At 24.6% G+C, this 14,935-nt stretch carries 11 protein-coding genes; 1 reads left to right on the top strand and 10 read right to left on the bottom strand.

The window, feature by feature from the left end; genetic code table 4:
* Position 1 precedes the first annotated feature (1 nt).
* The 3 genes from ACR34G_RS03635 to parE all read right to left on the bottom strand — a co-directional run bounded on the left by ACR34G_RS03635 (position 2) and on the right by parE (position 7,961).
* Complete coding sequence (locus ACR34G_RS03635; RefSeq protein WP_436358615.1) at positions 2–3,025, bottom strand: OppA family ABC transporter substrate-binding lipoprotein; 3,024 nt, start codon at positions 3,023–3,025, stop codon at positions 2–4.
* Positions 3,026–3,337: 312 nt separating this feature from the next.
* Positions 3,338–6,031, bottom strand: coding sequence for a DNA topoisomerase IV subunit A (gene parC / locus ACR34G_RS03640; RefSeq protein ID WP_436358616.1), 2,694 nt, complete (start codon positions 6,029–6,031; stop codon positions 3,338–3,340).
* The gene (gene parE, locus ACR34G_RS03645; RefSeq protein ID WP_436358617.1) at positions 6,021–7,961 is read right to left on the bottom strand and encodes a DNA topoisomerase IV subunit B; all 1,941 of its coding nucleotides are present in this window, start codon (positions 7,959–7,961) and stop codon (positions 6,021–6,023) included. Before parE ends, parC begins: the two co-directional genes overlap by 11 nt.
* A gap of 258 nt (positions 7,962–8,219) precedes the next feature.
* Between parE and ACR34G_RS03650 the strand changes: the two genes are divergently transcribed.
* Complete coding sequence (locus tag ACR34G_RS03650; RefSeq protein WP_436358618.1) at positions 8,220–8,570, top strand: HNH endonuclease domain-containing protein; 351 nt, start codon at positions 8,220–8,222, stop codon at positions 8,568–8,570.
* A gap of 48 nt (positions 8,571–8,618) precedes the next feature.
* Here the strand turns inward: ACR34G_RS03650 and ACR34G_RS03655 are convergent, their stop codons facing one another.
* The 7 genes from ACR34G_RS03655 to ACR34G_RS03685 form a co-directional block, all read right to left on the bottom strand.
* Positions 8,619–9,530, bottom strand: a complete 912-nt coding sequence (locus ACR34G_RS03655) for a type I phosphomannose isomerase catalytic subunit (protein WP_436358619.1) — start codon at positions 9,528–9,530, stop codon at positions 8,619–8,621.
* 1 nt (position 9,531) lies between these two features.
* A complete protein-coding gene (locus ACR34G_RS03660) occupies positions 9,532–9,843 on the bottom strand; it encodes a hypothetical protein (protein WP_436358620.1) in 312 nt (103 codons plus the stop codon).
* Positions 9,836–11,839 (bottom strand): PTS fructose transporter subunit IIABC, encoded by a 2,004-nt coding sequence (locus ACR34G_RS03665; protein ID WP_436358621.1) that lies wholly within the window; start codon positions 11,837–11,839, stop codon positions 9,836–9,838. The genes ACR34G_RS03660 and ACR34G_RS03665 overlap by 8 nt, the downstream gene beginning before the upstream one ends.
* Before the next feature lie 106 nt (positions 11,840–11,945).
* Complete coding sequence (locus ACR34G_RS03670) at positions 11,946–12,335, bottom strand: hypothetical protein (protein ID WP_436358622.1); 390 nt, start codon at positions 12,333–12,335, stop codon at positions 11,946–11,948.
* A gap of 170 nt (positions 12,336–12,505) precedes the next feature.
* Entirely contained in the window at positions 12,506–12,775 is a 270-nt protein-coding gene (locus ACR34G_RS03675; protein WP_436358623.1) for a hypothetical protein, read from the bottom strand.
* A gap of 156 nt (positions 12,776–12,931) precedes the next feature.
* Positions 12,932–13,330, bottom strand: coding sequence for a hypothetical protein (locus tag ACR34G_RS03680; RefSeq protein ID WP_436358624.1), 399 nt, complete (start codon positions 13,328–13,330; stop codon positions 12,932–12,934).
* The gene (locus ACR34G_RS03685) at positions 13,323–14,582 is read right to left on the bottom strand and encodes an MAG4530 family protein (protein WP_436358625.1); all 1,260 of its coding nucleotides are present in this window, start codon (positions 14,580–14,582) and stop codon (positions 13,323–13,325) included. Before ACR34G_RS03685 ends, ACR34G_RS03680 begins: the two co-directional genes overlap by 8 nt.
* Between the last annotated feature and the right edge of the window lie 353 nt (positions 14,583–14,935).

Below are 14,935 nucleotides of genomic sequence, written 5' to 3' on the forward strand. Positions count from 1 at the left end.
TCTATTTATCTCCTTTTCTTATAACCACATCTCCATAAGGTATATACTCAAATTCTGATAGTGGAATTTCGATATGTTTATTTCAAATTGATATTGAAGGAACGTTTGAACTTGTACTTAAATCGATTTCTGGCACATAACCAGTTAAAACTCTAATTTCTTTAGCAAGTTCTACTATTTCTTTATTTGTAGCTTTTGATTCATAATTTAAGTTAAAAATAGCAGTTAATTCATTAAATTCATTTTCTGCACTTGCATCAACTCATTTGTTTAAACTATGATTAAATACTTTTTTAACTTTTTTTCCATTTTCTTCAAATTCTTGTTCTAATGTTTGATCTTTAAAGTATTTTTTAGTTGTTTGATCATAGAAAGTAACATTAGAAATGAAATTAATAACTGAGTTTTTTCCAGAAACTTTTCTTGGTTCAAATTTTTTCTCATATTTATTTGTTGTTTTATTTAATACTCATTTGTATTTTTGTGATCAAACTGGTTTTTTATTTAATCCTTCACCAGTAAATACATATACTTTTTCTTTTTTATCATTTAATTTTGGAACAGCATTTCCATCTTTATCAACTTCTTTTGGAGTTCCATCTGCATTTTTTTCATATTCATATTCGTATTGAATATCTTCATAATTAGCATCATATGCATTTGTTGCTTTTATTCATTCTGAAAAAGGTAATCATGCTTGTTTTTTATCTGGATAAGCTAATCTTTCTTTTTCAAATTCTGTTTTAAAAGCATCTGCATATTTTTTGAATTCTGGGAAAGATTTAACGTAAGGACTATCACTTGGTAATTCAGCAAAATGAGCGATTGCTAAATAAAGTGGACTTCCATTTAGTTGTCCGGAACCATCAATAAAGGTTCCGGAACCATCATAGTCAGCACTTCAACCTACTATTTGTGAATTTCCTAAACCTAAGATTAAAACATTTCAAACATCTTCTGATTTAAATTCTGCTTGTGAATTGATTTTTAATCTATTGTCTAATTTATTCATCATATCAATTACAGAATCAAGTGAAGCGATTTTAGATGAACTTTCATTTCTATATCTATTAGAAATTGAAAACTCAATTTTATCTTTACTTGCATCTAAATGATTTTCTGCATAGAAATCATCAAGTATTTTTTTCAATTCAGCTTTTAAAACTTCAATTCTTGGTGCTTCATATTGTTTGTTTTTATCTTGTAAATTATCTAAATATTGTTTTCTTTGCTCTTCAATAGTTTTTGTATAAAATATTTCTCCACTTTCATTTATAGAAAAAGTTGTGTTGATATCGTCATAAAAGTCTCTTGCTGTTTTTCCATCTAACTCACTTCCACCTAAATGATTGTCTGGACCAATCATTGAAAGTCAAGGAATTGCAGTTTTAGAGTTATCTTTTATGTATGTATAACTATTTCATAAAGCATCGATAATTGTTCTAAATGCAAAGGATTTTCCTGTAAATAATGTCTTTCCAAGCTCTGCTTTTCCTTTTGCTAATTCTTCAATAGAACTACCAAAAGCTAATTTAGCATAGTTATCATTGAAGTAGTATTTTTTATCAGCTTGACCACCATTAAAGTTTGTTCCTTTTTCAAGTAAATCTCTGGCACCTGGAATTACGTCTTTAGATAAACTTCCTTTATAAAGCCCTTTATCAGGTGTTTTTCTAAAATGAATTTGTGATAAATCTTTATAAATTATTGATTTATTTGCATCTGATAAACTAGAATATGGAAGAATTGAAACTGTTCCTTCTAAGTAATTATTAAATTGAGCACTATTAAATTGAACTGAATCTGGATATAAATTATATCTTGATGTTATTTTTTTAACTGAAGTTGCCTCTTTTTCTTTTCAACCTGTCTCTGCATAATAATCATTTCTTATATAAACTGTTCTATCGTTTGATAAATAAAAAGGTAAATATGGTGAAGCATATAATTGATCTTCATCATATTGTTTTCCATATCAGTAATATGCATATTTAAATGCATCACCTGTTTCACCAAATTCTCCTTCGTGTTTTCCAGTAATATCAAAAATTTGTTTGTTTCTATCGTCGATAAATTTATGTGATACAGGACTAAAATAAGTAGAATCTAATAATAATTTTTTAAATAATTCATTAAAATTAGCCTCTTTATTTTCAATTTTTAAAAATGTTAGTCCTTTTTCATTTGTATCTTTAATATCAGTAATAAATGTTTCTGATTTTGAGAAGTTATCTTTCTGAATTCCAAAAACTTTAAAGAGATAATCATTTGAAACGTGGTTTGTACTATCAAAACTACTTGATGAACCTAATGAATATTTTCTAATAATATCATCATCTATTTTTTTAGAACCACCATGACTTGCTCTATAGTCACCACCATAAAGCATTTTTCTGTTTCAACCGTAAACAAAATCTTCTAATTCAACATTATATTGACTTTTTTGTCCATTACTTTTAACTCAAGGAATATCTTTTTTAATAGTTAATTGAATTTTAGATGCCTTACTTAATTTATTTAAAAAGTTTAAACTGTTTATTGATTTTGGATCATCTGAAGTTAATTTAACTAAAGCAGAAGTTATTTCTTCTCCTTCATTAAACATTCCTTTTTCGTGTTTATCATTATCAAAAACGCTTATTGTTCCATCTAAATCTGTAACATAAATTTTATCTACTAATATTAAACTATATCATTGATAAGTAGGTTTCTTGATTTTATAAACACCTTCTTCAAATTTATTTCCATTATTAGGTTTTACATTTTCGAATTCTGCTTGCCCTGAACTAACTGTGGCAAAAAGATTTGCTGTTGTAAAGTAACTTGCAGGTGTAGAAGGAGAACCTAATACAACACTAAAATCTTGATCGAATTTTTTATAACCTGAAGTTGCTAAATTTACAATTGAACTAATTTCTTGTCTTTTATAATGTGGTTCAATTGTAGAACAAGATACAACAGTTGCTGATGTTCCAATTAAAACTGCAGGAACAGAAAAACCGATCAATAGTTTTCTTTTTTTCATACCTTTCCTTTCTTACTGTAAATTCAAATATTTTAAAATAAAAACTCTTATAAAAACTAGTTTTTTCTAATTTCTATAAGAGTATATTTATTTTATTAATATTAAAATTTTTATTATATCTCAAAGAAATTAAAGAAAAAATCATTGTTTTTAATCATCTTTGTAACAATGTTTTTATTAAAAATACGTTTAATAACAATGATATTCATTTTTCTCCTCTTTTTTGATTTAACTTTAATATTATACATTTTTTTCAAAAAAGTTTTATTTTTTTTCAAAATTATTCATACTAAATTTCAAAAATAGTAGTTTTTATTTAATTTTATCTTTGAATTTTTTCATTAATTCATCTATATTTAATTCTTCTAATTTTTTTAATTTTTCTTCTGCTCTTTTAATTCTTTCTGCTTCAGTCATCTCTGTTTTAACGGCGTTTGTTTGAACTTTATTAGTTTCTTTGTCTGAAGCAATTTCCTTTGTATTATTAGTTGATTTTTCTTTTTTTATAAAGGATTTTCCCTTTTCTTTGGAAATAGGAACTTCTTTTTTTGTCTCTGTATATTGGTTTCTTTTAGTGTTTTCTCCAATAATATTAGCATTTATTTTTGCAACATAAAAAGCGTTTTTATTTTTGCTATTTGTAAACCCTTCTTCTGGTGTTGAATAATTTAAGGAATTAAAATTAAAAATCGAAACATTATTATCTAAGTCAAAAACATAAATTGCTGTATTTTTTTGAATAACTACTGAATCAAGTACATCAAATTTGGAAACTTTGTTTTGAGAAAAAATCATTTTTCCTTGAGTTGTTTTATTACTAAAAGGAACGTTTTTAGCATTGATTTTTTTGTATTGGGATTTTTTAGTAAATAAAAGGACATCATCTTCTTGATCTACTAAAACAAATGATGAAACTATTGAATCTTTAGGTAAAGAAATAAGTTTTACTCCAGAAGAATTGGTGTTATAAATAGGAATATCTATTTCGCTGTATTTTACTGCTTTTCCTTCACTAGAAATAATTATTATATCTTTATAATTATCACTTATTTTAGCACTGACTAAGTAGTCAATATCTTGCTTAATTTTTATAGCACAAATTGTTTTATTAAATCTTGAAACTTCAAAATCTTTCACTAAAACTCTTTTTCCTATTCCTTGAGCTGTAACCATAGTAATATAATTATTTTTTTCAAAATCTTTTACAACCACAACGCTTACTACTTTTTCGTTGTTTTTTAAAGAAACAAAACTATTTAAATGAAGTCCAAAATCTTTTCATTTTGATTCTTCAATTTTATGAACAGGTAAATAAATATAATTTCCTAAGTTTGTAAAAATTAGAAGTTTATCAATAGACTCAACTTTATCTAAAAATAAAAGTGGATCTTTTTCTTTTAATAAGTAAGAATTTATTTCATTGGAATCATATGTTTTAACATTAACTTTCTTAATATAACCATCGCGAGAAATACCTACATAAAAATCTTCTTGTTTTATCAATTCTTCTTTATTTATTTCCACTTTAAATTCTTCATCAAAAATTTCTGTTTTTCTTTCTGTAGCAAATTCTTTTTTAATGTCTTTAAATATGGAAACTAAAAATTGATCAAAAGAAGATTTGTTGTTTAAAAGATCTAATGTCTTTTCAATTCTGTTTTCAAGCATATTTTTTTCATCTATATAAAGTTGTTGATCAATTCTAGAAAGTCTATAAAGTCTCATTTCAGCAATTGCTGTAGCTTGCAATTCACTAAAACCAAAGTTTTTCATAAGAGCTTCAATTACTCCTTTTTTTGAATTATCTGAATTTCTTATGATTCTAATTACTTCTTCAGTAATATCGCCAACTTTAATTAAAGCGAGAGTTATTTCTAATTTTCTTTTATCTTTTTCCAAATCAAATTTTAACTCTTTAGTTTTATAAGTTTTAACATGATTTAAATAAGCATCTAAAAGGTTATTTAAAGACATTAATTTAGGTGCATTGTTTTCAATTGCTATTGAGTTGTAAGAATAATAAACTTGCATTTCTGTTTTTAATAATAAATAATTTAAAACAGATTCTACTTTAGTATCATTTTCAATTTCGATCATAATAGAAATTCCATTTCTATCTGATTGATCTCTAACTTCTTTAATACCATTAATTTTTTTATCGATTCTAATTTCGTCAATATCTTTAATTAATTTGGACTTAACTACACCAAAAGGAATTTCGTAAATTTCTATATATTTTTTATTAATTTCTTCATTAATTCTATATTTAGAAACTAAAACGATTCTTCCTTGACCACGTTCAAAAGCATCTAAAATACCGTTTTTTCCGTATATTGTTCCACCTGTAGGAAAATCTGGTCCTTTAACAATATCTGATAATTTTCTCAATTCAATATTAGGGTTTTTTATTTTGGCAATAGCAGCATCTAAAATTTCGCCTAAATTGTGTGGTGGGATTTCTGTAGCAAAACCAGAAGCAATCCCTTTTGCTCCATTAATTAATAAATTAGGAATTAAAGAAGGCAATACTGTTGGTTCTTTTTCTGAATCATCGAAGTTTGGAGCAAAAGAAACTGTATCTTTATTAATTGATTCTAACATTAAATTAGTAATTAAACTTAATCTAGTTTCTGTATAACGCATTGCAGCGGCAGGATCATCGTCAATAGAACCTTTATTTCCGTGCATTTCCACTAAAGGAACATTCATTTTTCACTCTTGAGCCATACGGACCATAGCTTCATAAATAGATGAATCTCCGTGTGGATGGTACTTACCAATAACATCCCCTACAACCCTAGCAGATTTTTTAAAAGGTTTATCGCTTTTTAAGCCCAATTCTCACATTGAATATAAAATTCTTCTTTGAACTGGTTTTAAACCATCACGAGCATCAGGGAGAGCTCTTTGTTGAATTATATATTTAGAATATCTACCAAAACGATCTGATAAAATAGCATCTAATGATTTAGCTAAAAAATTTTCTTTATTTTTATTAAATATCATTATTTGCTCCTGTTTTATTTATATTAATTTCAAAATCGTCTTCCAATGAAAAATCTACATTTTTATTGATTCATTCTTTTCTTAATTCCACTTTATCTCCCATTAAAATAGAAACTCTTCTTTCCACAATTGCAGCATCTTCAATTGAAACTTTAATTAAAGTTCTTGTTTCAGGATTCATTGTTGTTTCTCAAAGTTGCTCTGCATTCATTTCTCCAAGTCCTTTATATCTTTGAATTTCTGAATTAGGTTTATTTTTTAATAATTCTCTTAATTCTTCATCGCTTCAAGCATAAACTACTTGATTTTTAGGTTTTCTTGTTATTTTATATAAAGGTGGTTGGGCTATATAAACCATTCCATATTCAATTAATGGTTTCATATATCTAAATAAAAAAGTTAATAATAAAATTTGAATATGTGCACCATCTGTATCAGCATCTGTCATTATTATAATTTTTCCATATTGGGCGTTTTTTATGTTAAATTCACTTCCAACACCAGCACCAATTGTGTTAATAATAGTGGCAATTTCTTCATTTTTTAAAATATCTAATAATTTAGATTTTTCTGCATTTATTACCTTACCTTTTAGTGGTAAAATAGCTTGAGTTTTTTTATCTCTTCCTAATTTAGCACTTCCACCAGCAGAGTCACCCTCAACAAGAAAAATTTCCTTTTCTTCCGGTTTTTTACTTTGTGCAGGAGTTAATTTACCTGACAAAATTTTCTTTTCACTTAAAGCATCTTTAGTTTTTCTTATTTCTGCTCTTGCTAATCTTGCTGCATTTCTTGCTTCAAAAGATTTTTTAATCTTTTCTATAATTTTTTGAGTTTCTTCTTTATTTTCATTGATTCAAAATTTTAATTCACGTGATACAACTTCTTCTACTATTGTTTTAGCTTCAGGAGTTCCCAGTTTATCTTTAGTTTGCCCTACAAATTCAAGAATTGATTCAGGAACTTTTAAAGATAAAATTAAAGTTAAACCTTCTCTTATATCACTACCATCAAAAGATGTAATTTTTCCTTTTAAAAGGTTTTTTTCCTGTGCATAATCATTAAAAACCTTTGTAAATGCAGTTTTTGCTGCTATTTCATGTGTTCCACCATCTTTGGTTTTAACATTATTTACAAACGAAATTATAGATTCAGAGTAACTATCTGTATATTGAAATCCAAACTCTACTTCTATTTTATTTTTACTATCACTAAAAGTTGCTATTTCTTTATTAATAGCAACTTTTGAGTCATTAATAAATTCAACAAAAGCTTTAATTCCGTTTTCGTGTTTAAAGGTTTCACTTTCATTTGTGTTTTCATCTACAATTTTGATTGTAATACCTTTTAATAAAAAAGATGACTCCCTTAATCTTTCACTAATTGTTTCAAAAGAAAATTTGGATTTTTTAAAAATTTCATAATCAGGAAAAAAGTGAACTTTTGTTCCTCTTTTGCCTGTATTTCCCATTAATTTGGTTTTATTTTTTATAGAACCACCATTTTCAAATTCAGTATAATATTCTTTTCCGTCTTTGAAAACTCAAACTTTTAATCATTTAGATAATGCATTAACTACAGAAGAACCAACTCCATGCAAACCACCAGATGTTTTATAAGCTCCTTCAGAAAATTTGCCACCTGCATGTAATTCACTAAAAACAAGTTCTACTCCTGTTAAACCACTTTCGTGTTTATCTACAGGAATCCCTCTTCCATCATCTTCAACAACAATAGAACCATCTGTTTTCAAAGTTACTTCTATTTTTTTAGCAAAACTTGCTAAACATTCATCAACTGCATTATCAACAATTTCTCAAACTAAATGGTGTAAACCATTAACATCAGTAGAACCAATGTACATTCCTGGACGTTTTCTAACACCTTCAAGTCCTTTCAAGACTTTTAAACTACTAGCATCATAATTCATATTATTATTTTATAGCATTTTTCTTTTAAAAAGATAAAAAAAGAGATTTTTTATTTTTAAAGGAAGTTTTAAAAAATAAAAATTATTTCAAATTTGGCACTCTTTTGTTCCAATTGCTTTGTTTTTTTTTTTTTTTTGTAAAATAAAAGTAACTCATTTTAAATAAAATTTAAAAATTAAATTTTGAGTAAATATTTTTAAAAATTTTTCTAGTTTAAAATGAGTTTTATTAATTATAAAAATGAAAGGAGAACTTTTATGAAACACATTTCTTTATGAAGAAAAATTTATGGTGATGCTTCTTCTGTTTATGATTATGCAGGAAGAGAAATACATTTAAACCAATACGGAAAAGATTCTAAATACGCATGAAATATTGAACATATTGTACCTGTATCAGAAGGTGGAACAGACGCCTATATAAATTTAACAGTAACTCATATCAAAACAAATTCAGAAAGAGAATATAGAAATACCTGAAATATTGATGGTTATACTTATCAAGTCAGAAAAATAAAATATAAAAATAGAACATACAGAGCTATATTTGACATTACAGACAAAAATAATCCCAAATTAGAAACCAAAAGTCACACTTTTGAAAATTAAGATTTAATTATAAAAAAATCAACCACAATTAAGATGGTTGATTTTAATTTATACAAAATTTATAAAAATTTTAATATTTCCACTTATTGAAAAATTTGGAGTTTGCTTAGAAATAATAAAAACATCGCCTTGTTTAATTCTTGTGGTTTTATTTAAAAAACCTTCTCCTTCAAAAACTACAACTTCTGTACAATGTTTTGCTTTTGTTGTGTCAATAATTTTTGTAGTATTATTTATTTCTTTTTTAGTTAAATTAAAATTTTTTGTATTGTAAAACCCTTCTTGATTTAGTTGTTTTTGAATAATAGCTTGTAAATTTAATTTCATAGTTTCAAGAGATTCTCTAATATGAATTTCTCTTTTTTTACCATCTGTATCCAATCTTTCATAGTCATAAAGACGATAAGTTATATCACTAGATTGTTGCAATTCAAAAACCATAGTTTCTTCCGGTATTCCGTGAATTAAACCAGATTCTATAAAAACAAAATCTCCTTTTTTAAGTTCTATTTTATTTAAATATTTTTCAGTTTCTTTACTATTAATAACTTTTTCAAAAACTTTTTTTTCTGTTGTTGTAGAACCTAAAATAAAGGGTTTTCCTGTATTTTCTAATACATATCAACATTCATTTTTACCTAATGAATTAAATTTTTTAGCATATTCATCATCGGGGTGAACTTGAATGCTTAAAGGATATTTTGCATCTAAAAATTTAGTTAAATTAGGATAAACAAATGTTTCAACTTCATTTTTGTCTAAACCAAAAAATAAAGGATTTCCCTTTATAAAATCACTAAATTTTTGATTTGTGTTGCTCAAGGTTGATTCACAATCTTTTATTGCTGAAATCAATCATGCTTCACCAATATTTTCTTTTAAATTAAAAATCTTTTTTATGTTGTTATTTGCTCATAAAGTTTTTTTAAAATATGGTTTTAAAAAAATAATCTGTTCCATTTTATCTCATTTTTTTGTTAAATAATGAATTTGCAGTCAAACTACTAAAAATTAATGATAGAAATGAAATTAATAATAAAAATATTCCATATATAAATTTAGTGATGTTAACTGCTTCCAGCATCTTACTAATAGAATTATATTTTTCACTTCCTTCTTTTAGTGTTGATAATTGTTTGTTTAACTCAACAAACTTATCATAATCTGCTGTACCTAAAACTGTTAATATTATACCAATAATGAGAGAAATTAAGAAAAGTGATATAAATAGATATAAAATTACTTTGTCTTTATTTAAACTTATTTTATTCATTTTTAGCCCCTTTTCTTAAATTGAGTTTATTTTTTAAATTATTTAAAAAAGGTATGTTTATATTTATATTTGATGATTTTGAATTTTTTCAAAATCCATAAATTAAACAAGTAATTGTTGTTCCTACAATAATTGATAAAAAGAAGAATAAGATTCCTAATCCGCTACCATGAACATTAGAACCAACTGCTCCTAAAATTGCAACAATAGGTCCACCATGAGCTGCTGCATTTGTAACACTTAATAATCCAGCCATTGCTCCTGCAATTGCTGAACCAATTACATTAGCAGTAATAACTCTTTTTGGATCTGCTACTGCAAAAGGTATTGCTCCTTCACTAATTCCAATAAATCCCATAATTAAAGCAGAAATACCTAATGATCTTTCTTGTTCATTGAATTTTTTTCTAAAAATTATTGTTGCTAATCCCATTCCAAGTGGTGCTACAGGTATAGCAGCAGCAACCATTCCCATTGGCTCAAAAACTTTTTGTGCAACTAAGGCTGTAGAAGTTAAAAAGGCTACTTTATTTATTGGTCCTCCCATATCAAATCCTGCCATTCCACCAAGTAAACCACCAATTAGAAATGCAATTCCTAAATTTAATGCTCCACCACTTTTAAATAAGTTTTGTAGTGCATTAATAAATTTATCCATTATAAAACCAATAGGAGCTCCTATTATAAAAATAACTAATAATGAATAAAATAAAGTTACAGCGATAGGTATTACAAACATTGGAATTATTGCAGCAATAGATTTTTGAATTTTTAGTTGTGCTAATCACTTAACTGTATAACCAATTAAAATTCCAAAAAGAATTGAACCTAAAAATCCCATTGGAGTTTGAACACTTATGTTACCAATACTAAAGAATAAACTATTCATATTTGCAACAGTGGAGACAACAAATGCTGGCATTATTGCAGCTCTACCAGCAATTGAATAAGCGATATATGCTCCCAAAGCACCTATCATTAAGGTAAATGATACAACTCCTATTTGTAGTATGTATCAAAGAAAATCACCTTTTGGTGCTGCAGAATTATTTCCATAAATACTTTTTCCGATTCCTAAAGATAAAGCAATCATGATCCCACCAAAAATTACAAATGGAATCATATAAGAAATACCAGTAACAATATGTTTTAATAAACCTTTTTTATCTGTATTTTCCTTTATATTTGTTGATTTTTCAGTGTGTTTATACACTGAAGATTTTTCTGCTTTTTTGATTACTTCTTCAGTATTGTGGATTGCTTCTTTTGTGGAAGTTGTATATAATTTTTTGTTATTAAAAATCGATAAATCTACTTCTACATCGCTTGCTACTATCACAAATTCAGCTTCTTCAATATCTTTTGATGTTAAAGTATTTTTAGAACCTACTGAACCACGAGTTTCAATTTTAGGAATATATCCTTTTTCTATTAATTTCTTTTCTAATGTTTCTGCAGATAAATAAGTATGAGCAATTCCTACAGCACAGGAAGTTATACCTATAACTTTTTTACCATTAAAATCTTTTACTTTTGTTTCTTCTTTCTTGCTTATAAAGTTATTAAATAAAGTTACTATTTCTTCTTTATCCAAACTACTTTTAAGTTTTTCAATCATTTGAGAATCTAAAAGCATTGTAGAAACTTTTGCTAATGTTTCTAAATGAATATTATTTTCAGTTTTAGATGGAACTAAAATTGAAAATATGTATTTTACTTTAGAATTATCAAATGTTTTTCATTCTATATTTTCTTTCAACTTTATAAAAAATAAAGCTGGTTTATCAATGTATTCAGACTGAGCGTGGGGTATAGCAAATTCTTGTTCCATACCAGTTGAAACTTGATTTTCTCTATTTATCAATGATTTATAAACTTCATAAGAATCTGAAGTTATTTTTAGTTCACTTGCTTTTTTAGCTATGAAATTAAAAACTTCATCTTGAGTTGTTAAATCTTCGTTGATAAAAATTTTATCTTTTGAAAAAATTTCCATTTTTCCTCCTTATGTCTATAATAAAATTATATTTTTATAAAGAAAACAAAAAGGAAAAAGGAAAAAAATTTACTTTTTATATGTAAAATTAAGAAAAATATTTTTCTTATTTATTTCAACCTTCTAATATTTTTAAATTCTTTAAATAAATTTCATCATAATTATGATTCTTATGTTCTATTAAAAGAAAGAATATCAAATCCGCTATAAATTGTTGATTTATTTTGGAAGAAATGGATACTAATCTTTTATCTTGTTCTAAGGTATGATAAATAATTACATTTTGATATTTTTCTTTCATGGTTTTGTTTGCTGTTATTAAATAAAACTTAATTTTTTGCTCTTCAAACAAATTTATAATATGTTTAATTTCTTTTGTATCACAAGATTTTGAAAATAAAATATTTGTAACTTGTTCTTTTCTTTCTTGTGCTGATATAAGTAAAAAGGAGTGAAAATCTTTAAAAGGTAAGGCATTCAAACCGATTTTTTGCAAATTAATTCCCAACTCGCCAGCAGAAAGAAAAGAACTTCCTGCTCCAAAAAGATAAGTTTTTTCCGAATTTACAATATCATGAACTAAATTATTAATTTCTTTTAAGTCAACTAAATGAGCAGTTTGAAAAATTGATTCTTTATAATAATTAAATAATTTATTTAATATTTCTATATTTTTTCTTTTTTAATACCATTTAGTGTTTCATTAGAATTCAAATAATTGTGAAATACATAGAATTGCATATCCTTTAATGAGTTAAAACCTAATTTTTTTACAACTTTTGAAATCACTGAAGTGGAGATAAAAGTTTTTAATGCTATTTGTTTAATGGAAAAACTATAAAATTCTTTAGGATTATCTAAAGCAAAATTTATTAAATTCATTTCGGTTGAAGTTAGTTTTTCCAATTCTTTAGAAGTAAAAAGTTTAATATTCATATTTTCTTGTCCTTTTAAAAATTATACATTCAAAAAAAGATTAATAAGTTATGAAAAAAGCAAAAACCTAATTTTTATTAGGAATTTGCTTTTAATTTTAATTCTTTTATTATTGATAATATGAATTTATTTTCATTAACTTTACTTTTTAAACTTTTATTTTTTATATAAAATATTTAATTTTTTGTATTTTTCTAAGTATTTTAGTTTAATTTCTACTTTTTTAAGAATAAAGTAAAAACTAAAATTATGTAAAAATAAAAGGAATTTATTTTGAATTAATTTTTCAATTTGCTTATAATCTCTTTTTAAATATAATAATAGAAAAACAGGTTTAATAAATGTTAGTAAACTCAGTAGAAAAAGTGGAATCACAATAATCAATATTAATGGAGCGTCCTTTGTTTTTGGATCTTGAACTAAAATAAAAGAAAGAAGTAATACCATACTTAAAAAATAGATAATTAAAAGTATTCTAATAAAGAAACTTATTATTACTGATTTAGTGCTTTTCAAAGATTTGATATAGACACTTAACAATTCAAACTTATTCATTTTTTTCTCCAAGTATTTTTTCATATTTTTTTGCTATTAATCTCATATATAATTCTCTTCTATCCATAGAATTTCTAGTATTTTCAAAAGAGAAATTTTCTAACAAAGCAAAATTTTTATTAATTTTATGTTCTTCTAAAAATTCTTCTTTTTCTTTTTCGTTTTTAAAGAAAAATACAGGATTTTCAAATGAAAATGTAGTATTATGAATAACATAATTTTTCATAATATCATCATATTCATTATCAAAAGATTTTCTAAGTGTTTTTACTTCAAAATTTGTTTCTAAATTTTCCAACAAGGAATATAAACTAATTTTTTTAAAGTTTATTTCAAGAAATATTTCTTCTTCTTTTAAAAAACTAATCTTTTCAATTTTTAAATCAATATTATATTTTAACATTTGATCAAAAGCTGAAATTAGTGAAAACTGAGATGAGTGTAAAATAACATCTTTATAAATTTCTTTGAAAGAATCTAAAGAAAATTCCCAATTCTCCAAACTTAAATGTTTTAAATCCAAAATTAAATTACTTATTTTGGTTTCATCTTTATTTTCTAAATTGAGTTGTTTATATAACTGAATAAGTTTAGAGGCAAATTGAAATTCTTTATTAGGAATTGTGAAATTATATTTTTTAACTAAATATTCTTCTGGAATAAATCTAAATAATAAACTATCAATTTTTATGTTTTTATATTTTCCTTTTGCAACTAATTTGGTATTAACTAAATTTTCATTATTATTTAAGTTTAAACTACTTAAATTAAGAACTTTGCTACTTTGAGAACAAAAGTCCAAATCATTTATTTTCCTATTAAATTCAAAAGTTAAATAGGAAGCAAAACTACCTAAAAATAAGGCATTTTGGTTGTTTTTACTGATTTCTTTTGCTACCTTGAATATATTTTTAGTTTCTTTGTCCATTTTAAATTCAGAAAATAATTTAAAATTAAATTTTAGAAACATAATAATACTAAGTATTTTTCTTGCTGTTACAAATTTATTTTTTTGATAGTAAACTATAAATAAAATATGAAAAATGACAATAATACTTAGGTAAGTTCAAATAAAGAAAACAATTCAGAAAAAAAGATAAGTATATCAATCATAATTGGTATTAATAAGATAAAATGAACCAACAAAACATATGATAAAGTTTATAACAAAAACAATGTCTCAAAATAACGATCAAAAAGACGTTAACTTAAAATAATTTATTTTAAGTGCTATATTGGAATTAAGTTTCATTTTAGATAACTCCTTTGTTTTATTTAAAAAGGTTGTAAAAAATCCTAAACTTAATTAGGATTTTGTTTAGTTTATTATTTTATTAAATAAATAAATTTATTTTAAAGTCCTAAAAAAGTAAAAATGAAAATACTGGTTAATTTTAATAATTAACTTCTTGATATTATAAATAATAATATTTTTAGTTATTTTCATTTTTCCTCCTGCAACCATAATTTCATTATAATACTTTTTTGCAAAATTTTCAAAATAAAACCAAAATATTTTAAAATCAATTATTAATTTCAAATATAAAATTGTAAAATGATATAATAAAATTAAATATATTATAATTTATAAAAGATAGGGGATAG

It is taken from the genome of Mycoplasma sp. 480, from assembly GCF_051353065.1.
Lineage (GTDB): Bacteria > Bacillota_I > Bacilli_A > Mycoplasmatales > Metamycoplasmataceae > Mesomycoplasma_A.